Origin of the sequence: Enterobacter asburiae (assembly GCF_024599655.1) — a bacterium.
In the GTDB taxonomy this organism is placed as follows: domain Bacteria; phylum Pseudomonadota; class Gammaproteobacteria; order Enterobacterales; family Enterobacteriaceae; genus Enterobacter; species Enterobacter asburiae_D.
Map to the genome: position 1 here is coordinate 4,187,230 of NZ_CP102247.1, position 21,403 is coordinate 4,208,632.

Annotated in this window: 20 protein-coding genes and 1 other annotated feature; of the genes, 5 read left to right on the top strand and 15 right to left on the bottom strand. The window is 57.1% G+C overall.

Annotation, left to right across the window (positions count from 1 at the left end):
- Nucleotide 1: 1 nt before the first annotated feature.
- The 4 genes from thrA to yjjY all read right to left on the bottom strand — a co-directional run bounded on the left by thrA (nt 2) and on the right by yjjY (nt 4,051).
- On the bottom strand, nt 2–2,464 hold the full coding sequence (gene thrA / locus NQ230_RS19870) for a bifunctional aspartate kinase/homoserine dehydrogenase I (protein ID WP_213821470.1): 2,463 nt from the start codon (nt 2,462–2,464) through the stop codon (nt 2–4).
- Between the two features lie 24 nt (nt 2,465–2,488).
- Nucleotides 2,489–2,606, bottom strand: a sequence feature (Thr leader region).
- Nucleotides 2,545–2,613 (bottom strand): thr operon leader peptide, encoded by a 69-nt coding sequence (gene thrL, locus NQ230_RS19875; RefSeq protein WP_015572623.1) that lies wholly within the window; start codon nt 2,611–2,613, stop codon nt 2,545–2,547. It overlaps the preceding feature by 62 nt.
- Nucleotides 2,614–2,824: 211 nt before the next feature.
- Nucleotides 2,825–3,511, bottom strand: a complete 687-nt coding sequence (locus tag NQ230_RS19880; protein ID WP_029740855.1) for a tRNA/rRNA methyltransferase — start codon at nt 3,509–3,511, stop codon at nt 2,825–2,827.
- A 399-nt stretch (nt 3,512–3,910) separates the two neighbouring features.
- Nucleotides 3,911–4,051, bottom strand: a complete 141-nt coding sequence (yjjY, locus tag NQ230_RS19885; protein ID WP_085928893.1) for a YjjY family protein — start codon at nt 4,049–4,051, stop codon at nt 3,911–3,913.
- A gap of 95 nt (nt 4,052–4,146) precedes the next feature.
- Here yjjY and arcA point away from each other — a divergent pair, with 95 nt between their 5' ends.
- A complete protein-coding gene (gene arcA, locus NQ230_RS19890; protein ID WP_003856501.1) occupies nt 4,147–4,863 on the top strand; it encodes a two-component system response regulator ArcA in 717 nt (238 codons plus the stop codon).
- Nucleotides 4,864–4,909: 46 nt separating this feature from the next.
- Here the strand turns inward: arcA and creD are convergent, their stop codons facing one another.
- From creD to creA, 4 genes are read right to left on the bottom strand one after another with little or no spacing between them, the layout of a single operon-like run.
- A complete protein-coding gene (gene creD / locus NQ230_RS19895; RefSeq protein ID WP_059347196.1) occupies nt 4,910–6,262 on the bottom strand; it encodes a cell envelope integrity protein CreD in 1,353 nt (450 codons plus the stop codon).
- A gap of 56 nt (nt 6,263–6,318) precedes the next feature.
- Complete coding sequence (creC, locus tag NQ230_RS19900) at nt 6,319–7,743, bottom strand: two-component system sensor histidine kinase CreC (protein ID WP_213821474.1); 1,425 nt, start codon at nt 7,741–7,743, stop codon at nt 6,319–6,321.
- Nucleotides 7,743–8,432 (bottom strand): two-component system response regulator CreB, encoded by a 690-nt coding sequence (gene creB / locus NQ230_RS19905; RefSeq protein WP_024907408.1) that lies wholly within the window; start codon nt 8,430–8,432, stop codon nt 7,743–7,745. Before creB ends, creC begins: the two co-directional genes overlap by 1 nt.
- Before the next feature lie 14 nt (nt 8,433–8,446).
- Entirely contained in the window at nt 8,447–8,917 is a 471-nt protein-coding gene (gene creA, locus NQ230_RS19910) for a protein CreA (protein WP_121424986.1), read from the bottom strand.
- Between the two features lie 211 nt (nt 8,918–9,128).
- Here creA and robA point away from each other — a divergent pair, with 211 nt between their 5' ends.
- Nucleotides 9,129–9,998, top strand: a complete 870-nt coding sequence (gene robA / locus NQ230_RS19915) for an MDR efflux pump AcrAB transcriptional activator RobA (RefSeq protein WP_257258799.1) — start codon at nt 9,129–9,131, stop codon at nt 9,996–9,998.
- Here the strand turns inward: robA and gpmB are convergent.
- A complete protein-coding gene (gene gpmB, locus NQ230_RS19920; protein ID WP_252033033.1) occupies nt 9,995–10,642 on the bottom strand; it encodes a 2,3-diphosphoglycerate-dependent phosphoglycerate mutase GpmB in 648 nt (215 codons plus the stop codon). The genes robA and gpmB overlap by 4 nt on opposite strands.
- A gap of 50 nt (nt 10,643–10,692) precedes the next feature.
- On the opposite strand from gpmB, the gene yjjX reads away from it, so the two are divergent.
- Nucleotides 10,693–11,208: an inosine/xanthosine triphosphatase gene (gene yjjX, locus NQ230_RS19925; protein WP_023334447.1), complete on the top strand. Its 516-nt coding sequence runs from the start codon at nt 10,693–10,695 to the stop codon at nt 11,206–11,208.
- Between the two features lie 27 nt (nt 11,209–11,235).
- Here yjjX and trpR read toward each other — a convergent pair whose 3' ends face one another.
- Together trpR and sltY are read right to left on the bottom strand one after the other, a co-directional pair.
- A complete protein-coding gene (gene trpR / locus NQ230_RS19930) occupies nt 11,236–11,565 on the bottom strand; it encodes a trp operon repressor (protein WP_010427104.1) in 330 nt (109 codons plus the stop codon).
- 55 nt (nt 11,566–11,620) lie between these two features.
- Complete coding sequence (gene sltY / locus NQ230_RS19935; RefSeq protein WP_257258802.1) at nt 11,621–13,558, bottom strand: murein transglycosylase; 1,938 nt, start codon at nt 13,556–13,558, stop codon at nt 11,621–11,623.
- Nucleotides 13,559–13,785: 227 nt separating this feature from the next.
- Between sltY and ettA the strand changes: the two genes are divergently transcribed.
- The gene (gene ettA, locus NQ230_RS19940) at nt 13,786–15,453 is read left to right on the top strand and encodes an energy-dependent translational throttle protein EttA (protein ID WP_023334445.1); all 1,668 of its coding nucleotides are present in this window, start codon (nt 13,786–13,788) and stop codon (nt 15,451–15,453) included.
- 128 nt (nt 15,454–15,581) lie between these two features.
- Here ettA and NQ230_RS19945 read toward each other — a convergent pair whose 3' ends face one another.
- Entirely contained in the window at nt 15,582–16,481 is a 900-nt protein-coding gene (locus NQ230_RS19945; protein WP_121424983.1) for a LysR family transcriptional regulator, read from the bottom strand.
- A 108-nt stretch (nt 16,482–16,589) separates the two neighbouring features.
- Here NQ230_RS19945 and NQ230_RS19950 point away from each other — a divergent pair, with 108 nt between their 5' ends.
- Nucleotides 16,590–17,591 (top strand): zinc-binding alcohol dehydrogenase family protein, encoded by a 1,002-nt coding sequence (locus NQ230_RS19950; protein WP_257258803.1) that lies wholly within the window; start codon nt 16,590–16,592, stop codon nt 17,589–17,591.
- A gap of 65 nt (nt 17,592–17,656) precedes the next feature.
- Here NQ230_RS19950 and nadR read toward each other — a convergent pair whose 3' ends face one another.
- The 3 genes from nadR to serB all read right to left on the bottom strand — a co-directional run bounded on the left by nadR (nt 17,657) and on the right by serB (nt 21,355).
- A complete protein-coding gene (gene nadR / locus NQ230_RS19955) occupies nt 17,657–18,889 on the bottom strand; it encodes a multifunctional transcriptional regulator/nicotinamide-nucleotide adenylyltransferase/ribosylnicotinamide kinase NadR (protein WP_015572616.1) in 1,233 nt (410 codons plus the stop codon).
- Between the two features lie 37 nt (nt 18,890–18,926).
- Nucleotides 18,927–20,312 carry a DNA repair protein RadA gene (radA, locus tag NQ230_RS19960; RefSeq protein WP_014068810.1) on the bottom strand — a complete coding sequence of 462 codons (1,386 nt, stop codon included), beginning with the start codon at nt 20,310–20,312 and terminating at the stop codon, nt 18,927–18,929.
- 74 nt (nt 20,313–20,386) lie between these two features.
- A complete protein-coding gene (serB, locus tag NQ230_RS19965) occupies nt 20,387–21,355 on the bottom strand; it encodes a phosphoserine phosphatase (protein ID WP_025757501.1) in 969 nt (322 codons plus the stop codon).
- Nucleotides 21,356–21,403 lie beyond the last annotated feature (48 nt).

The window sequence follows — 21,403 nt, forward strand, 5'->3', positions numbered from 1 at the left end:
GTTAAACTCCTAACTTCCATGACAGGGTACGCAGCAGATCGGCAAACACACCCGCCGCCGTAACATCGTTCCCTGCGCCATAGCCGCGAAGCACCAGCGGCAATGGCTGATAATAGTGGCTGTAAAACGCGAGGGCGTTTTCGCCGTTTTTGACTTTGTACAGCGGGTCGTTGCCATCCACTTCGGCAATCTTCACCCGGCACACGCCATCTTCTTCAATGTTGCCAACATAGCGCAATACCTTACCTTCATCACGGGCTTTCGCAACGCGCGCGGCAAAAGCGTCGTCAAGCTGCGGCAAACTGGCCATAAAGGCAGCGACATCACCGCTGCTGTCAAATTCTGCCGGCAGGACAGGCTCAATCACGATATCCGAAAGCTCAAGCTCGCGGCCCGTTTCACGCGCGAGGATCAGCAGCTTGCGCGCCACGTCCATCCCGGAAAGGTCGTCACGCGGATCCGGCTCGGTATAGCCCAGCTCGCGCGCGGCGCGGGTCGCTTCCGACAGGCTCATCCCTTCATCCAGCTTGCCGAAGATAAACGACAGCGAGCCGGAGAGAATACCGGAGAAACGCTGCAGTTCATCGCCCGCGTTCAGCAGGTTTTGCAGGTTCTCGATAACCGGCAGCCCCGCGCCCACGTTGGTGTCGTACAGGAACTTGCGGCGCGACTTGCTCGCCGCCAGACGCAGCTGGTGATAGTAATCCATCGACGAGGTGTTGGCCTTTTTGTTTGGCGTCACCACGTGGAAACCTTCGCGCAGGAAGTCTGCGTACTGATCGGCCACCGCCTGGTTGGAGGTACAGTCGACGATCACCGGGTTGAGCAGGTGGTACTCTTTCACCAGACGGATCAGGCGGCCCAGGTTGAACGGCTCTTTCGCCTCATTCATCTCGGCCTGCCAGTTCTCCAGGTTCAGACCGTGAACGTTGGTGAGTAGCGCTCTGGAGTTGGCAATCCCGCAGACGCGCAGATCGATATGTTTCTTCTTCAGCCATTCCTGCTGACGCTTCACCTGCTCCAGCAGCGCGCCGCCCACGCCGCCCACGCCAATCAGGAACAGCTCGATAACCTGATCGGTGTTGAACAGCATCTGGTGAACCACGCGTACGCCGGTGGTGGCGTCATCGTTGTCCACAACAACAGAAATTGAACGCTCTGACGAGCCCTGGGCAATCGCCACGATATTGATATTGGCGCGCGCCAGCGCGGCAAAGAACTTGGCGGAGATACCGCGCAGCGTGCGCATGCCGTCGCCTACCACGGAGATGATCGCCAGACGCTCCTGAATGGAGAGCGGCTCCAGCAGCTCTTCTTTCAGCTCCAGATAGAACTCTTCCTCCAGCGCGCGGCGGGCGCGCAGGCAGTCGGCCTGCGGCACGCAGAAGCTGATGCTGTACTCGGAAGAGGACTGGGTGATCAGCACCACCGAAATACCGTTGCGTGACATGGCCGCAAACACGCGCGCCGCCATGCCGACCATTCCCTTCATCCCCGGACCGGAGACGCTGAACATCGCCATGTTGTTGAGGTTGGAGATGCCTTTCACCGGCAGACCGTCCTCATCGGTACTCGCGCCAATCAGCGTACCCGGCGCCTGCGGGTTACCGGTATTTTTAATCAGGCAGGGGATCTGGAACTGGGCAATCGGGGAGATGGTACGCGGGTGAAGCACTTTGGCGCCGAAGTAGGAAAGCTCCATTGCCTCCTGGTACGACATCGACTTCAGCAGCCTGGCGTCCGGAACCTGGCGCGGGTCGCAGGTATAGACGCCGTCGACGTCGGTCCAGATCTCACAACAGTCCGCGCGTAAACAGGCGGCCAGCACGGCGGCGGAGTAGTCGGAGCCGTTACGGCCCAGCACCACCAGCTCGCCCTTCTCGTTACCGGCGGTGAAGCCTGCCATCAGGATCATGTGGTCAGCGGGAATTTTGCTTGCGGCGATACGGCGGGTTGATTCGGCAATATCAACGGTGGATTCGAGGTAGTGGCCCACCGCCAGCAGTTTTTCAACCGGGTCGATCACGGTCACGCTATGGCCGCGCGCTTCCAGCACGCCCGCCATGATGGCGATTGAGAGTTTTTCGCCCCGGCAGATCAGCGCCGCGTTGATGCTGTCCGGGCACTGGCCGAGGAGGCTGATGCCGTGCAGGACGTGTTTGATTTGCGCGAATTCCTGCTCAACGAAGGACTTCAGCTGAGCGTGCGGGAAGCCAGGCAGCGCCTCTGCCAGCCCCTGCAGTAAGTCAGCGAAGATACGCTCTGCGTCGCTGATGTTCGGGAGTGCATCCTGGCCACCGATGGTTTTTTCAATCATCGCCACCAGATGGTTCGTGATTTTTGCCGGGGCAGAGAGCACGGTCGCAACCTGCCCCTGCCTGGCGTTGCTTTCCAGGATATCGGCAACACGCAGAAAACGTTCTGCATTTGCCACTGATGTACCGCCGAACTTCAACACTCGCATGGTTCTACCTCGTTTCCTTTAGCCGAAAAAAAAGCCCGCACTGTCTAGGTGCGGGCTTTTTTTTGTTTTTCCTGTACGCGTCAGCCCGCATCGTTACCTGTGGTAATGATGATGGTTGTAGTAATGGTGGTGATGCTGATGCGTTTCATGGATGTTGTGTACTCTGTAATTATTATCTGTCTGTGCTGTATTCTTTTAGGGTTAAAGGATCGGGCACCTTAAGTCAACGAATTTTTAATTTGATCACAATTCGGGAGACTCTCACGTCCCGCTGCTTGCAGATTTATTTTCATCCGATTCGCCCAAGTGCAACCCTTCTGGACAGACTTATTCGCCATAGTAAAAACTTATGGCAGTATTTTACTCGGCCAGTTTTTTTTCAATATCGTGCAGCAAACGGTGCAGCATTGCGGTGTCCCGCTGCTCAAGACGCCCCAACCGCTGCTGCAGCCAGTCAGCCATTTTTTGATCGTCGGCCACCCCCAGCTGAGATAACAGCTGCTCGACGCGTGCCCGCAGCGCAGCCAGCTGATTTTCATTTGCCCCTTCTGCCGGAGGCTGGGGGATTTGTATTAGGGAGGCTAATTGATAGCAGTAGACCATAACCGCCTGGCCTAAATTCAGAGAGGGGTAATCGGCTACCATCGGTGCACCGGTAAGAACGTCCGCCAGCTCCAGCTCTTCGTTGGTTAATCCGGAATCCTCGCGCCCAAACACCAGCGCCGCCTTATCCAGCCACTGGCTTTTCTCGCTCAGCATCGGCACCAGCTCCGCTGGCGTGGCATAGTAATGGAACTTCGCCCGGCTGCGCGCGGTGGTGGCAACGGTAAACGAAATGTCGTGCAGCGCATCAGCAAGCGTCGCGTAAGTAGTTATATTATCGAGAATATCACCTGAACCATGTGCCACCCAACGTGCCGCAGGCTCCAGGTGGGCCGTGCTGTCCACGATACGTAAATCGGTAAAACCCATGGTCTTCATGGCACGCGCGGCAGCACCTATATTTTCTGCTCTGGCTGGGGCAACCAATACAATCGACAGATGCATTTATGCTCTCTTTTTAATCAGTTAGCGGGTAGAAATGTGATGCGCCTCAACATATTACGCAGCGCGAATTTACAAAATTGCAACACAAATCACCGAAATAGCGTTTCATAACAAATTAAAAACGCTAAACTATTCCTTGTCTGAACAATCAGTTAGAATGTTAACAGAACACTATTATCCCTATGTTTTATAATGATAATAGCGACATGAATACCCTATTCTGATTGGATTCGCTTCGTTTATAAATCAATGTCCGCAACTAGTTGGTTTATTGAAAAATTGTGACAAAGGCTAGCATTCGGCTACGATGATTTCATCAAACTGTTAACGTGCTACAATTGAACTTGATATATGTCAACGAAGCGTAGTTTTATTGGGTGTCTGGTGTCACTTAGCCTGTTATGTTGCTGTTAAAATGGTTAGGATGACAGCCGTTTTTGACACTGTCGGGTCCAAAGGGAAAGTACCCAAGACCAAGCTAATGATGTTGTTGACGTTGATGGAAAGTGCATCAAGAACGCAATTACGTACTTTAGTCACGTTAAGCCGATCATGTTAATTTGCGACATGCATCAGGCAGGTCAGGGACTTTTGTACTTCCTGTTTCGATTTAGTTGGCAATTTAGGTAGCAAACATGCAGACCCCGCACATTCTTATCGTTGAAGACGAGTTGGTAACACGCAACACGTTAAAGAGCATTTTCGAAGCAGAAGGCTACGATGTCTTTGAAGCGACCGATGGCGCAGAGATGCATCAGATCCTTTCTGAAAATGATATCAACCTGGTGATCATGGATATTAACCTGCCGGGCAAAAACGGTCTTCTTCTGGCGCGCGAACTGCGCGAGCAGGCGAACGTCGCGTTAATGTTCCTGACGGGCCGTGATAACGAAGTTGATAAAATTCTTGGCCTGGAAATCGGTGCGGATGACTACATCACCAAGCCGTTCAATCCTCGCGAGTTAACCATTCGTGCACGCAACCTGCTGTCCCGCACCATGAACCTGGGTACGGTCAGCGAAGAGCGTCGTAGCGTAGACAGCTACAAATTCAACGGCTGGGAACTTGATATCAATAGCCGTTCGCTGATTAGCCCGAACGGTGAGCAGTATAAACTGCCGCGCAGTGAATTCCGCGCGATGCTGCACTTCTGCGAAAACCCGGGCAAAATTCAGTCCCGTGCAGAGCTGCTGAAGAAAATGACCGGCCGTGAGCTGAAACCGCACGACCGTACCGTAGACGTGACCATCCGTCGTATTCGTAAGCATTTCGAATCTACACCGGATACGCCGGAAATCATCGCCACGATCCACGGCGAAGGGTACCGTTTCTGCGGCGATCTGCAGGAGTAATCCCGCAGTTAACGCATTAAAAAACGGCGCATTTGCGCCGTTTTTTTTATTTCCAGATCCGCATCGTATCGTCATCCGGTGCTGCGGGTGGCTCAGGTCGCTTCGGCTGAGAGAGCGAGTACCAGTCGAAATGCCGGGTCAGGTACATCACGGCGAACAGCGCCAGCGCGAGAACCGCTGACCCCAACAGCAGCGCGCTGTCCTCCGAGCGCAGCAGGAACCACATCACCACATCCAGCCCGAGCAGCGCCAGCACAAACAGCCCGCTGCGCTTCCAGCTTTTCAGCACGGCCTGCAGGTACATTCCGTTCATCGCTGCGCCAACCAGGCTTGCAACAACCCAGGCTGGCGTAAACCCGACGTGTTCAGACAGCGCCAGCAGCACCAGATAGAACAGGACCAGCGACAGCCCCACCAGCAGATACTGCATCGGGTGAAGGCGTAATCCGGTTAAGGTTTCGAAGACGAAGAAGGCCATAAACGTCAGCGCAATCAGCAAAATAGCGTACTTGATCGCACGGTCGGTCAGCTGATACTGATCGGCGGGCGTGGCTACCGTGACGCTAAAGGCCGGGAGTGCCTCCCACTCCGGAGACTCCTTGTCGTAGAACCAGCTTTCAAGGTTATTTGCAAACCAGCTGCTCTGCCAGTTCGCCTGGAAACCGGACTCGCCAATCTGATGCTTAACAGGGAGATAATCGCCCATAAAACCCGGATGCGGCCAGTTGCTGTTGAGCGTCATTTCGCTATTACGCCCTACCGGCACCACCGCAAAACTGCCGGTTCCCGCCAGGCTGAGGGACATCTCAAGCGCAAACGTTTTGGCTTCCAGCGCTTTGTCGGTCAGCGGGATGTGGATCCCTGCAAGCGCCCCGTAGACGCCTGAGCCGGGTTCCACGCTTAGCGTCTCACCGTTGATTTTAGAGATACTGACCGTGCCAATGCCCCGCGCGTCGCCAACGCCCGTCACGATAAACGGCTGCCCTGTCGCGATCGTTTCCCCTTTCAGCTGCTTCAGCTCTTCGGTATTAAACTGCGCTTTTATCTTCAGGTCAGTGTTCCAGATTTGCCCGTCGTAGATGCCAATATTGCGGGACTCCACGCGCTGGTTCCCTTCCACAACCAGAGATTCCGGCAGGATGAAGTGCATATAGCTTTTCTTGTACTCGACCTTCTTCTCGTCCTCTATCTTGTAAAAGATCTCCGTCATCGGAATCGCAATCATCGGACCGACCAGCTTTTGCGGTCCGCTGGTGCTCTGACGAAGCGTATTTTCGACATCGTTGCGGTAGCTCTCCCGCTCTGATATCAGGTTACTGACCATAAAAAGCGGGACTAACAGCAGCAGGATGCACCCCAGCAGGGTGCTTACTTTCCAGAACAGGGGGGATTTCATCATTACGTCTCCTTTGTGATGAGGAGAGCGTAACCAGGCCGTGTGGGGTCAGTTTGAAGCTATGTGAAGGGACGGTGAAGCGTCAGCGTGGCTATCACGCCGCCTTCATCACGATTACGCAACGTAATCTCTCCCTGATGCAGACGCGCCACCTCCTGGACAAACGCCAGCCCGAGTCCGCTGCTCTTCAACCCGTTCTCGCGCGGCAGGGAATAGAAGCGCTCAAAAATACGCTCCAGCGCGTAATCCGGGATCCCGCTTCCGCTGTCGGTGACGAGAAGCTGTATCTGCCCCTGCTCTTCCCGGGCCGCCAGTTCAATGGCGCCACCCTGCGGCGTAAAATCGATAGCGTTATCCAGCAAGTTACCGAGCGCCTGTTCGAGCAGGTCGGGATCGCCTTCAACATGAAGCGAAGCGGGCTGGAGGGTCAGCCCGATCTCTTTTGCCGCCAGCAGCGCCGAGCGGGCGTCGGCAAGACGCGTAAACAGCAGGTCGACGCGAACGGTCTGAGGCATAATCTCGACCCGATTTTCAAGCCGCGCCTGGGTGAGCAGTTTTTCAACCAGCGACTGCATGCGCGCGTTTTGCACCAGAATATTATCGATAAACCGCGCGGCTACCTGCGGCGGCGGCTGCTCGGCGAGAATTTCCGCCGCGCCGCGTATAGCGGCGATGGGGCTTTTCAGCTCGTGGGTCAGCGCATGGACATAGTGTTCAATGTAGTTTTTCCCTTCCAGGCGAATGCGCATATTATCCAGCGCCAGGGCCAGCTTGTGCAGTTCGCTGCTGCCAGGATTAGGCAGCGGGAGAGGCGTATCCGTGGTCACCGAGTCGGCATAGCGCGATAACGTACTGATAGAACGATTGATCCACCAGGCGACGAGAAGGCCGATCAGCAGGGCAATGCCGAGCAGCGCCCCGCCTGCCCACAGGATCCGCCGCTCGCTGCGATGGATAACCGGGGCCATCGCGCTGTTAGGTTTCCCGACCGACAGCACGCCGATAATCTTGCCCTGATCCACAACCGGCGCGGCAACATACATCACCGTGCTCTCCGGATCGTCAGGATGGCTCTGGGTACTGCGCGCACCGTATTCACCGCGAAGCGTCAGCCAGACATCGTTCCAGCGCGAGTAATCTTTCCCCACGGCCAGACCGGCGGAATCAAACACGACGCGGCCATGCGCATCGGTCATGTAGACGTGGTACTCGTTACGCACTTTATGAATCCCGCCGATATTGGCGCGGAAGGGGCGCTGATGAAGCTGAGAAAAGGCCTGCGCCAGTTTGCCCTGCTGCGCATGACCCGAAAGCAAATCATCACGTCCAATTTCCGCCAGCAGGGTCGCGGTGTCGATCAACGTGCCCTCGGTTGCCCTGCGCACGCCGGGCTTTACTTCCTGAACAAAGATCGACAGCACAAACCATGCGGCGATGGCCACGATCAGAAAGTATCCCAGCAATAGCCGCATCCCAATGCGCATCAGTAAAGGCCCAGACTGTAGCCCATGCCGCGATGGGTGCTGATGGGTGAGAGTTCCTCGTTCACCGCCCGCAGCTTGGCGCGCAGGGTTTTGATGTGTGTGTCCACGGTACGGTCGAAACTGTCGCCGTCTTCACCCCACACCTTGTCCATGAGCTGCTGGCGAGAAAACACCCGCCCGGGGGCCTGCAACAAGGTTTTGAGCAGCAAGAACTCGTAGCGGGTCAGGGGCAGTGCTTCACCGCACCAGCTGATTCGCGCGGCAGGCTCGTTCAGTTCAAACTGCCCGATACGCAACGTTTCTGATGGTGCGGCGGATTTTTGCATGCGCCGTAAAATCGTTCTTACCCGGGCGCAGACTTCACGAGGGGAGAAAGGTTTCGCAACGTAGTCATCAGCCCCCATTTCCAGGCCAAGCAGCTTGTCTACCTCATCACTGCGCGCCGTCAGAAACAGCACGGGCAGTGAGGGATGCTGCGCCAGCAGCTGGCGGCAAAGCTCAAATCCACTGATGTCCGGCAGCCCGACGTCCAGAATAGCGAGCGCCGGAACCTGCCGCCGCGCCTCCTCCAGCACGGGTAAACCGCGTTCAAACGCCTTTACCGCGAATCCTTCCTGCTGAAGCATGTAGATCAGCGTATCGGCGATACTGGTTTCGTCTTCAACCAGCCAGACCACAGGTTGTTGCATGGTTCATCCCTGAATTAATGCCACGGCATAATCGGCACCGCGCTGATCGCGTTTTTCGGCGAGCCTTCCACCACTTTGTCAGAATAGGCAAGGTAGGCCAGGGTGTTGCGTTTTGCATCATAGAAACGCACCACCTGCAGCTTTTTAAACACCAGCGAGGTCCGTTTCTGGAATACCACGTCGCCCTGCGCTTTACCGTTTTTAATTTTATCGCTCAACTCAACCGGCCCCACCTGCTGACAGGAAATCGCCGCATCGGAGGTATCTTCCGCCAGCCCCAGCCCGCCTTTGATACCGCCCGTTTTCGCACGGCTGACGTAGCAGGTGACGTTTTTCACGTCCGGATCGTCAAACGCCTCCACCACGATTTTGTGGTCCGGGCCAAACATTTTGAACACGGTATCGACGGAGCCAATCTGTTCTGCCTGCGCCGCGTGCCCGACCATCAGCATCAACGCGGTGAAGATCAAAGTCTTGTATTTCATATTGTTACCATTCTTTAAAATTACACTGAGCGATTATTCAACACTTTAGACAAAAATGTAGCAAGATCACAGGATTAGAATATATCTGCCTGTAATGTGCTCTAAAAAGCATGAATGCGCAAAAAAAACACTGAATGCTAAAACATCAAAAAATGCTATTATCCGCTAACCTGTTATCAGGCACCTGCTGTTTTAAGGATGAGGATAGTATATGGATCAGGCTGGAATTATTCGCGACCTGCTCACCTGGCTGGAAGGTCATCTCGACCAGCCTTTGTCACTGGATAATGTGGCGGCTAAAGCAGGCTATTCCAAGTGGCATCTGCAAAGGATGTTCAAGGATGTCACCGGTCATGCTATCGGGGCCTATATTCGCGCACGTCGTTTATCTAAATCTGCGGTGGCACTGCGCCTGACCGCGCGGCCGATTCTGGATATTGCCCTGCAATATCGTTTCGATTCGCAGCAGACTTTCACCCGCGCCTTTAAAAAACAGTTCTCGTTGACGCCAGCGCTTTATCGTCGCTCGCCTGACTGGAGCTCGTTTGGCATGCGTCCGCCGCTGCGTCTGGGCGAGTTCACGATGCCGAAATATGAAATTGTCGCGCTGCCGGAAACCCATCTGATCGGCACAACCCAGAGCTACTCCTGTTCACTGGAGCAGATTTCTGAGTTCCGTCATCAGATGCGCGTCCAGTTCTGGCGCGACTTCCTGAGCCACGCACCGGCGATCCCGCCAATTCTGTATGGCCTCAACGAAACGCACCCAAGCCAGGAAAAAGACGACGAGCAGGAGGTGTTCTATACCACCGCGCTGACGCCAGAGATGGCCAATGGCTACATTCAGGGTTCGAAGCCTGTTGTGCTGGAAGGCGGCGAATACGTGATGTTCGCCTATGAAGGGCTGGGAACGGGGGTTCAGGAGTTTATCCTGACCGTTTACGGAACCTGCATGCCGATGCTGAATCTGAATCGCCGTAAGGGTCAGGACATTGAGCGCTACTACCCGGCGCAGGATGCCAAACCGGAAGAAGGCCCAATCAATCTGCGTATGGAATTCTTGATTCCGATACGTCGTTAACGCTGCAGTTCGTCAAGCGCAGGGGCATCAAGATGCGAAATGTCCCCTGCCATCTCCACTACCCAGCCCGACGCCAGCCACGCGCTTTCCTGATAATCAATTCGGGAAATGGAGCAGTTGCGCAGACGCAAACGGCGCTCGGCGTAAGCCGGTAACCCCAGAATGGTGCTCACCAGGCAACCCAACGCAATCCCGTGACTCACCAGCAGCGGACGGCTTCCTGCCGGGAGCTTCAGGCATTCCGCCAGTGCGGCATGCATGCGTACGCTGAGCTCCTGCATGGATTCCCCTTCAGGAATACGGCCATCTTCGGTACCGTTCACCAGCGTGCGGCGCCAGCCCTCTTCCGCTTCCGTCAGCGTATCGATATGGCGTTTTTCCAGCACGCCCATATCCAGCTCGCGCAGGCGCGGCTCCAGCGTGACGTCACAGCCGCAGGCATCTGCGATGATGCGCGCCGTCTGCTGTGTGCGACCTAAATCGCTGGTGATCACGTGGGTAATGCCCAGCGTTCTGGCGCGTTCCGCCACCTGCCACGCTTGCTGCACACCCTTCTCAGTGAGAGGACTGTCTGACTGGCCTTGAATACGTCGCTCGGCGTTCCACTGCGTTTCACCGTGGCGAACAAGGTATACCTGTAACATGCTTTTTTTCCGTTATACTGCGATGAGTTTTTTTTGAATCGAGCTTAATTATGCACCATGTTGTCTCTGCTACCACTAATCCTGCCAAAATTCAGGCAATTCTAAGGGCATTTGACGAGATCTTCGGCGCAGGATCCTGCCATATTGAGGCCATCGGCGTCGAGAGCGGCGTACCTGAACAGCCGTTTGGCAGCGAGGAAACGCGCGCTGGCGCACGAAATCGCGTGGCAAACGCTAAGGCCGCGGCACCGAATGCTGACTTTTGGGTAGCGATTGAAGCAGGTATCGACGAGGGAGCAACCTTTAGCTGGGTGGTCATCGAAAGCCGCGAGCAGCGCGGTGAAGCGCGCTCGGCCACCCTGCCGCTGCCGGAGATCATTCTGGAAAAAGTCCGTGCGGGTGAAGCGCTCGGGCCGGTGATGTCGCAGTACACCGGCATCGATGAGATTGGTCGTAAAGAAGGGGCGATTGGCGTCTTTACCGCAGGCGCGCTGACGCGTTCAGGCGTTTACCATCAGGCCGTGATTCTGGCGTTAAGCCCGTTCCATAACGCGATTTATCGGTAAGTTTCCAGGCCGGATAAGGCGTAGCCGTCATCCGGCGTTTTTCAGCAATACCGCTTCCAGCCACTGGCGCAGCTCAACCGGCGCAGACTTCAGGCTGTTCGAGCCGCGGGTGATGGTTGCTATGCCCGCCCCGAGCTCATTTTTCAGCTCGCGCTGGCTCATCTCGCCGCGCAGCAGCTCTTCAATGATCCGCACGCGCGTGCCCAGCGCCTCACGCTCGTCCGGCGTGAGCATCAGCTGCATAAGGGGCAAGTGCAAATCCTGCTCGTAAGACTGACGCAGCAGCTCCACAAAACGAAGCCACTCCTGATGACGTTGTTCGGCCATTGCCGAGGAATACGGGGAATGCTGGGTCATGTTATGCTGCCTCTTGTACTCATTAGCGAGTACAGCATAACACAACCCACGCCGATCAGTAACGTCTCTGCCACTCGGCATCGCTCATCAGGGTATCTTTCTGCCCCATGAAGTAGCGATAGTACGCATCATAGGCCAGCACGTTCTTCACGTAGCCGCGCGTTTCCGAGAACGGGATGCTCTCGACAAACGCCACGGCGTCGATGCGTCCGGCGCTGTTGCCGAGCCAGGTACGCACGCGTCCAGGCCCCGCGTTATACGCCGCCGAAGAGAAGATGCGGTTATTGCCGAACTGCTGATACACGTACTGGAGATAGCTGGTACCGATGTTGATATTGGTATCCGGATCCAGGAGCTGTGACGGGCTGCTGTACCCCGGAATATTAAACATCTTCACCGTGTGCGTCGCCGTGCCCGGCATAATCTGCATCAGGCCGCTGGCGCCTACCGGGGAACGGACTTTCGGGTTCCAGGCGCTCTCCTGACGGGCGATCGCCATCGCGTAGCTTTGCGGGATATCTTTGCCGCTGGTATAGCGATCGAAAAGATCTTTATACGCCAGCGGGAAACGCTCTTCGAGATGATCCCAGAGCTTGCCGGCGATCGTCGCCTGCACGCTGAGATCCCACCAGTGATTATCAAACGCATAGCGGGCAAGCTGGGCTTTCTCGTCGGTGGTGCGGCTGGTCACCAGATTCGCCCACTCGCTGCGCGCGGTGTTATCCATATTCCAGTACATCAGCTCGCGAACGCGCGCCATTTCTGGCCCCTGCGTCAGCGCCGGGTTCGCGTTAGCGGGCGCTTTATCAATGCGGAAGGTGTACTCCTCGCCCAGACGCTGCGCGGCGGCCATCGGGTAGAACCCGCGCTGCTGCATCAGCGTATGTAGGATCTCTTTGGCTTCATCATCACGACCGCGCTCCATCAGCAGGTCAGCCTGCCAGTAGCGCCATTCGTCTTTCTCTTTGGCCTCCATTGGCAAGCGCGCGAGCCAGGTATTCAGCCCACGGCGATCGCCCGAGCCCAGCGCCATGCGCACGCGGCGCTCCACCAGCGACGTGGAGTTCGAACGCATAATGGCATCGTCACGCCAGCGCGCCTGTTCATCGGTCACATCGGTGCCCATCAGTCGCCACGCCACGATATCGCGCAGCTCCTGGGTTTGCTCCTCATTGAGCTGCTGCGCCTGCACCAACTGCGGGATCATCAGCCGCGCGTTTTCCACATCGTCACGCGCCACGCTGGCAAAGGCCACCGCCGCCATCTGGCGGGTAAAATCTGTCGCGCCCGTACTGCGGGCAAAGGTCAGCACGCTGTTTGGATCGTTAGCCAGCGAGATAACCGCGGTGGAGATCGTCTGGTAATCGGACGGCATCTGCCCCGCCAGCGTGGTCACCAGACGCGTGTTACCGGCTTTCATCGCCAGACGGATGCGCTCAAGGTAGGACAGCGGATCCTGCTTGCCGGAAGCGCGCCATGCGCCGAACAGGGAATCACAGGCGTTCGGCTGGCTTTTCCCGGTCAGCCAGAGCTCTTTCGCCCCGGCCCAGGCCTCTTCCTGCTGGCCGGTCGCCCATTTCGCGTAGTAATAGTTACACTGGGCTTCGGTGGCGTTCGGCTTTTCAGGGCTAAACGCCAGCAGTCCGCGCCAGTCTTCGCGACGCGCCAGCTCATTCACAAAGCGAGACTGGAGATTTCGGGCAGGCGGCAGGGTTGGGTTCGCCTGAATGAAGTTATTCACGGTGACGGTAGGCTGGTTCATCAGATCGTCGGTTATCTGGCGATACTCCAGATACGGATACAGCGGATAATCCTTTAGCGTCGGCATCAGCGCCTGCACGGTATCCATCTGCTTGTTGTCCCACGCCTGTTTAATCTGGGCGTAGCGGTTACGTTGTTCATCCAGTGAATCGGCATGCACCGCCTGGCTTACCGCCATTACGCATACGCTGGCAGCCAGCAGACGCCAGACCACCCGTTTGGCTTTTTCCACAAGCTCTTCCTCATTGTTTTTTCGTCAATTGCAGCGTCTTGCCACGTCAAAGTCTAATTAACTTATGCTAACCAGGCATCCTTCAACGCGCCACGTCATGGACACTTTTTTACCTTTCTTGCGCGTTTTAACACTCCCGACGTTCCTGGCTGGGATTAGGACGTGAAAAAGGCTACACTTCGAGGCTGAAATTCCTTCTCATTACGATAAAAGAGGCGAAGTCCAACGTGGCTCAATTCGTTTATACCATGCATCGTGTCGGCAAAGTTGTCCCGCCGAAACGTCATATTCTTAAAAATATCTCGCTGAGCTTCTTCCCGGGCGCAAAAATCGGTGTTCTGGGTCTCAACGGTGCCGGTAAGTCCACCCTGCTGCGCATCATGGCCGGGATTGATACAGACATCGAAGGTGAAGCCCGTCCGCAGCCTGGCATCAAGATTGGTTACCTACCGCAGGAACCTCAGCTGAACCCGGAACACACCGTTCGCGAATCCGTTGAAGAAGCGGTTTCCGAAGTGGTTAACGCCCTGAAAGGTCTGGATGAAGTGTATGCCAAATACGCCGAACCGGATGCGGACTTCGACAAGCTGGCCGCGCAGCAGGGCAAGTATGAAGAGATCATCCAGGCGCACGACGGTCACAACCTGAACGTGCAGCTGGAGCGCGCGGCTGACGCCCTGCGTCTGCCGGACTGGGATGCGAAAATCGCTAACCTCTCCGGGGGTGAACGCCGCCGCGTGGCGCTGTGCCGCCTGCTGCTGGAAAAACCAGACATGCTGCTGCTCGACGAACCAACTAACCACCTGGATGCGGAATCCGTGGCGTGGCTGGAGCGCTTCCTGCACGACTTCGAAGGCACCGTTGTGGCGATTACCCACGACCGTTACTTCCTCGACAACGTCGCTGGCTGGATCCTCGAGCTGGACCGCGGCGAAGGTATTCCGTGGGAAGGCAACTACTCCTCCTGGCTGGAGCAGAAAGATCAGCGTCTGGCGCAGGAAGCTTCCCAGGAAGCGGCGCGTCGCAAGTCTATTGAGAAAGAGCTGGAGTGGGTTCGTCAGGGCGCGAAAGGCCGTCAGTCTAAGGGCAAAGCCCGTCTGGCACGCTTCGAAGAGCTGAACAACACCGAATACCAGAAACGTAACGAAACCAACGAACTGTTTATTCCGCCTGGAGCACGTCTGGGGGATAAAGTGGTTGAAGTCAGCAACCTGCGCAAGTCCTACGGCGACCGTCTGCTGATCGACGACCTGAGCTTCTCCGTACCGAAAGGCGCTATCGTTGGCATCATCGGTCCGAACGGCGCGGGTAAATCAACCCTGTTCCGCATGATGTCCGGTCAGGAACAGCCTGACAGCGGCTCTATCACCCTGGGTGAAACCGTGAAGCTGGCCTCCGTTGACCAGTTCCGTGACGCGATGGATAACAGCAAAACCGTGTGGGAAGAAGTCTCCGGCGGTCTGGATATCATGCGTATCGGCAACACCGAGATGCCAAGCCGCGCCTATGTTGGCCGCTTTAACTTCAAAGGCACCGACCAGGGCAAACGCGTGGGCGAGCTGTCCGGCGGCGAGCGTGGTCGTCTGCACCTGGCGAAGCTGCTGCAGGTGGGCGGTAACGTTCTGCTGCTCGATGAACCAACAAACGACCTGGATATCGAAACCCTGCGCGCGCTGGAAAACGCCCTGCTGGAGTTCCCGGGCTGCGCGATGGTTATCTCGCACGACCGCTGGTTCCTGGACCGTATCGCGACCCACATCCTGGACTATCAGGACGAAGGCAAAGTGGAGTTCTTCGAAGGTAACTTCACCGAATACGAAGAGTACAAGAAACGCACGCTGGGCGCCGACGCGCTGGAGCCGAAGCGTATTAAGTACAAGCGTATTTCGAAATAAAAGCAAAACGGCAACTTCGGTTGCCGTTTTTTATGTTTGTACCCTCTCCCCGTGGGAGAGGGTCAGGGTGAGGGCATCAGGCCGCACACTTTGTAGGCCGGGTAAGGCGAAGCCGCCACCCGGCTTTTTTATTTGCCCACGTAATACCGCTTCACCTCATCGAACTGCATCGCAAACTCGATATAGCTCATCAGCGCGGGCGAGTTCAGCTTGCGGCTCGGGTAGGCCAGCCACAGATCGTTACCTTCAACATTCCACTCCGGCAGCACCTGAACCAGCGCACCTTTTTCGATCTTATCCTCCAGCAGAAACGCGGGTAAGAGCGTGATCCCCGCACCGGCAATCGCACACTCGCGGGCGTATACCAGATTATCGGTCATGTGTGCGTTATCCGGCAGGTAGCGGTAATCCTCGCTTTCGCTTCGCAGAAGCCACTCCGACCACGCCCGGTGCGTAATGCAACGATGATCCACCAGTTGACGGGGATGAATTAACGGCTCCCGACGCGCCAGATAGTCCGGCGAGGCCAGCATATAGCGCGGGCAGTGCCCGATCATTCGGCCAATCAGGGAAGAGTCCTGCGGCTTGCCGGTACGCAGCGCAACGTCAAACCCGGCCTCGACCAGATCCACCACGTCATCAGAAATCGACACGTCCAGCGACACGTCAGGATAGCGAAGCTGGAACTCGGCGTTCATATGCGCCAGCAGCGTCGCCCCTATCCCCGCCGGACAGGTGATCCGCAGCCGCCCGCTGGGGTTTTCGCGCAGGCGCTGAATGGCATACTCGGCCCGCTCGCTGGCCGCCAGCATCTCACGACAGTGCACCAGATAGTGCTCGCCCGCAAACGTGAGGCTGATCCTGCGCGTGGTGCGGTTGAGCAGGCGGATCCCCACCTGCTGCTCCAGCTGGCTAATTCGCTGGCTAACGCTCGATTTCGGCAGTTCGGCCTTCTGCGCCGCTGCGGTAAAGCTGCCCATCTCCGCCACCAGCGCGAACAGCGCCATATCCTGCAGCTGTTTAAACATGATTGTTCATCCTGTACGAACGCTGAGTTCTTGATTGTCCATCTTATCATGCAGCTGGCCACTTAATAGACTAGCATCAACAAAACGCATTCCATTGAGGAGCACACCATGTCTGTTAAAGCCATCGCCGTTAACCCAGAAAATCCGTCCACCTTCATTGAAATCACCCCGCCTATGCCGCAACCCGGCGAGCACGATCTGCTGGTGGAGGTGAAGGCCGTTTCCATTAACCCGGTCGATACCAAAGTCCACGCGGGCATTGCCAAAAGCGGGCTGAAAGATCCGCGCATTCTCGGGTGGGACGCCAGCGGGATCGTCAAAGCCGTTGGGGCTGGCGTCACCGGATTCAAACCGGGTGACGAAGTATGGTACGCGGGCGACATCACCCGCCCGGGCAGCAATACCACGCATCAGCTGATCGATGCGCGCATTGTCGGGCGCAAGCCTGCCAGTCTCGGCTGGGCGGCTGCCGCTGCACTGCCCTTAACCGCGCTCACCGCGTGGGAAGGCCTGTTTGAACGGCTGAACATTCAGGATGCCGGGGCGGATAAAACGCTGCTGATCATCGGCGGCGCGGGCGGCGTAGGATCGCTGGCGATCCCCTTTGCGAAGCACAACAGCAAGGTGAAAATCATCGCGACAGCATCAAGAGAAGATTCCGCCCGGTGGTGCCGCGATCGCGGGGCTGACGTTGTCGTCAACTACCGCGACCTGAAAGGCGAGCTGGCGAAACACGGGCTGACCTTTGTGGATTACATTTTCATCCTCAACGACACCGACGGGCACTGGGATGCGGTCAGCGAACTGATTGCGCCGCAGGGGCATATCTGCTCCATCGTTGAGAATGAACGTCCGCTGAACCAGGACAAGCTGAAGTCCAAATCCGCCGCGCTGCACTGGGAGTTTATGTATACCCGCAGCATGTACCAGACGGCAGATATGGCGCGTCAGGGGGAGATCCTCAATGAGGTGGCCAAGCTGGTGGATAACGGTGTGGTGGAAAGTTCGCTGAGTGAAACGCTGCACGGGCTGAGCGTGGAAAGCATTACCGAGGCGCACCGTAAGGTGCTGGAGGGGCATATGCGGGGGAAAGTGGTGGTTGAGTATTGAGTGGTTTGTTTCCCCTCACCCTAACCCTCTCCCCATAGGGGAGAGGGGATAGCACGGAGCCGTCTTTAACCCTGCTCCCCCATCATCTCCTTCACCAGCTCGACGCAGCGCAGGAAACGGGAGTCGTAGTCCGACTCTTCCACATGCACAAACTCAACGTTGTTCTCATTGAGCATCTCCACCAGCATGGTCTGAAACTCTCGCCTGTCCACCGAGCTGCCGAGGCTGCGCATGCCGTCAGCCACCCACGGGGTGTTGTTCTCCAGCAGGATCACCAGGTCAAAGCGGTATTCGTCAATCAGCGCCTGCACGAACGGGTGCTCGCGCCCTTCGTATTTTTTACAGAACGCCTGCGTGGTGACGAAATCGGTATCGATAAACGCCACTTTATTAGCGTATTTCACCGCAAAATCAATGTACTGGGCGTGTCCGAGCGCAATTTTGTCATAGTCGGAATACTGCAGTGCCATCTCGTCGCCGCCGAGGTGCGAGAAGACATAATCGCGGCCATACTCCCACGCGCTGGTGGTGTTGAAGATGTTCGCAAGCTTGTTGACCAGCGTCGATTTACCACTCGACTCGCCGCCCAGAATAGCTACCGTGCGCACGAAGAACGGCTTCACTTCGGTCGGAATGTAATCCCAGTAGCGGAACGGGTTTTCGCGGATCTGCGCCCCGCTGATGTTCATAAAGGTGCGTTTCGGATCGATCAGCACCGTCTCGATGCCCAGATGCTCGCGGAACTGCGGCGCGTCGGACTCTTCAGAGGTGTAGATCCAGTTCGGCGCAATGCCCTTCTCTTCCATAAACGCTTTGATGCCGTTGCTCCACACGTCCCAGCCGTGCGGATACGGCTCCATGCCCTCTTCGTTAAAGGCATGAATACGAATATTTTTCTGATACTTAAAGGTCTGGAGCAGCCAGCGCAGGCGGTCCGGCACGGTCGGCTGTTGCGACATGGCGCTGTCTTCGAACAGCTGGCGGTCGCGGGTTTCGTCGTAGCCCATGATGATGTGCAGCTCGTCAACCTGGCTACAGGCGCGCTGGATCAGATAGATATGCCCGGTATGCAGCGGGTAAAACTTGCCGAACACCACGCCGATGTTCTTTTGCATACGCGGGAATTCCAGCCCCAGAAAGCGGTGCAGCGCTTCGAGCTTCTGCGCGCTGGGGCTTTTGATTTTGGCGTTCAGCAGCTGGCTCAGGTAGCCTTTGGTCATGCCGCTGGCGTCCGCCACCTGCTGCAGCGTGCAGCCCTTCTGGCGGATTGCGGTCTTGATATAGTCAAATGATGACATAAATTACGGTGCCTCCTGCAAAATCAATTTTACGTAATTATAAGTCGTCAAAGACATTTAACGCATCTGCGAGTTTCTTCACGCCAAATACCTGCATCCCTTCCGGGATTTTTTTCGGCACGTTGGCGGCGGGAACGATCGCCCGGCGGAAGCCGTGTTTTGCTGCCTCGGAGATACGCTCCTGACCGCTGGGCACCGGACGGATCTCCCCGGCGAGGCCCACTTCGCCGAAGACGACAAGATCCTGCGGCAGCGGTCTGTCGCGCAGGCTGGAGACCATCGCCAGCAGCAGCGCCAGGTCTGCGCTGGTTTCAGTGACTTTGACGCCGCCGACCACGTTAACGAAGACGTCCTGATCCGCCATCTGCAGCCCGCCGTGACGGTGCAGCACCGCCAGCAGGATCGCCAGACGGTTCTGTTCCAGACCAACCGCCACGCGCCGCGGGTTGCCCATCATCGACACGTCCACCAGCGCCTGAATTTCGACAAGCAGCGGGCGCGTCCCTTCCCACAGCACCATCACCGAGCTGCCGGAGGTGATCTCATCTCCCCGGCTCAGGAAGATAGCCGACGGGTTGCTGACTTCGCGCAGCCCCTGTTCGGTCATGGCAAACACGCCCAGTTCGTTCACCGCGCCAAAGCGGTTCTTATGGCTGCGCAGGGTACGGAAGCGGGAATCCGCGTCGCCGTCGAGCATCACGGAGCAGTCGATACAGTGTTCAAGCACCTTCGGTCCGGCCAGCGAGCCGTCTTTGGTCACATGGCCGACCATCACAATCGCCACGCCGCGCGTTTTGGCAAAGCGCGTCAGGTAAGCTGCGGTTTCACGCACCTGCGCGACGCTGCCCGGCGAGGACTGAATGTCCGCCATGTGCATCACCTGGATGGAGTCGATCACCATCAGCTTCGGCTGCTCTTCTTCGGCGATCATGCAGATCTGCTCGATGCTGGTTTCCGACAGCATATTCAGGTTGCCGGTCGGCAGGCCCAGACGGTGCGCGCGCATCGCCACCTGCTGCAAAGATTCTTCGCCCGTGACGTACAGGGTTTTCATCTGTTCGGCGAGCTTGCAGAGCGTTTGCAGCAGCAGGGTCGATTTACCCGCCCCCGGGTTACCGCCGATCAGAATGGCGCTGCCCGGAACCACGCCGCCGCCGAGCACGCGGTCAAACTCTTTGAACCCGGTGGAGAAGCGCGGCAGCTCTTCGAGGCTAATGTCCGAGAGTTTTTGCACCTTCGCCACGCCCGCGTTACCGGCATAGCCGCTCAGGCGCTCGTTGCGGGCCACGCTCGGCGAAGCCGCCACACCACGCACTTCGGTGATGGTGTTCCAGGCATGGCAGGCGCTGCATTGCCCCTGCCAGCGCGGATAATCCGCACCACATTCATTACAGACAAATGCGCGTTTTGGAGCTTTCGCCACGGTTTACCTCGTTATTTCTGTGCGGCCTGCGTGCCGGGTGGCGCTTAGGCTTACCCGGCCTACAAAGCAGACCGTTATTTCTGATTAAGGCTGCCGGAGAGAATGCAGAACACCCCCATCAGGTCAGCGTGACGGATAGTGACTTCCGTCTTTTCATTCACTTTTGGCTTGGCGTGGTAGGCAATGCCCAGTCCGGCCGCTTTGATCATCGGCAGGTCGTTCGCGCCGTCCCCGATGGCGACGGTCTGGACAACCGGAATTTCATATTTTTCCGCCAGACGCGTCAGCGTATTGGCTTTGTACTGGGCATCCACGATATCGCCGATCACCTGGCCGGTCAGCTTGCCGTCCATGATCTCCAGCTCATTGGCCACCACGGTGGTCAGATGCAGTTTTTCCCGCAGGTAATCCGCGAAGAAGGTGAAACCACCGGAGGCGATCGCCACTTTCCAGCCGAGGGACTGCAGCTTCAGCACCAGCTGCGTCAGCCCTGGCATCAGCGGCAGCACGTCGCGCACCTGGCGCAGGATGTTGGCATCGGCCCCTTTCAGTGTCGCCACGCGCTGGCGCAGGCTGGCGGTGAAGTCCAGCTCGCCGCGCATCGCACGTTCGGTGACTTCCGCCACCAGTTCGCCGCTGCCCGCCAGCTTCGCAATCTCGTCAATACACTCGATCTGAATGGCGGTTGAGTCCATGTCCATGACCAGCAGGCCAGGGGTTTTCAGGTGTGGGATTTTACCCAGCGGCGCGACGTCCAGCCCGGCGTCATGCGCCAGACGCGTTGCGCGCTGCGTCAGGGAACCCGCCAGGCGAATCACCTGGTAGTCTTCCACGCACCAGGCGGCGACGATGACCATTGCCGCACCCAGCTTGCTTTGATACTGGGTCAGGCGTTGCTTATCCAGACCGCGTCCGTAGAGGAGCCAGCCGCTACGACCGGCGTGGTAATCCAGAGGCATCACCTCATCGCCACTTAAAGAGAGCGGCAATCCTGGCCATAAAGAGACATCCGTTGGCAGGTCACACCAGGTAATGTTCGGCATTAAAGCTCCTGTAATTTCGTTCGCGCCGGAAGGTTGCAGAGGGAAAAT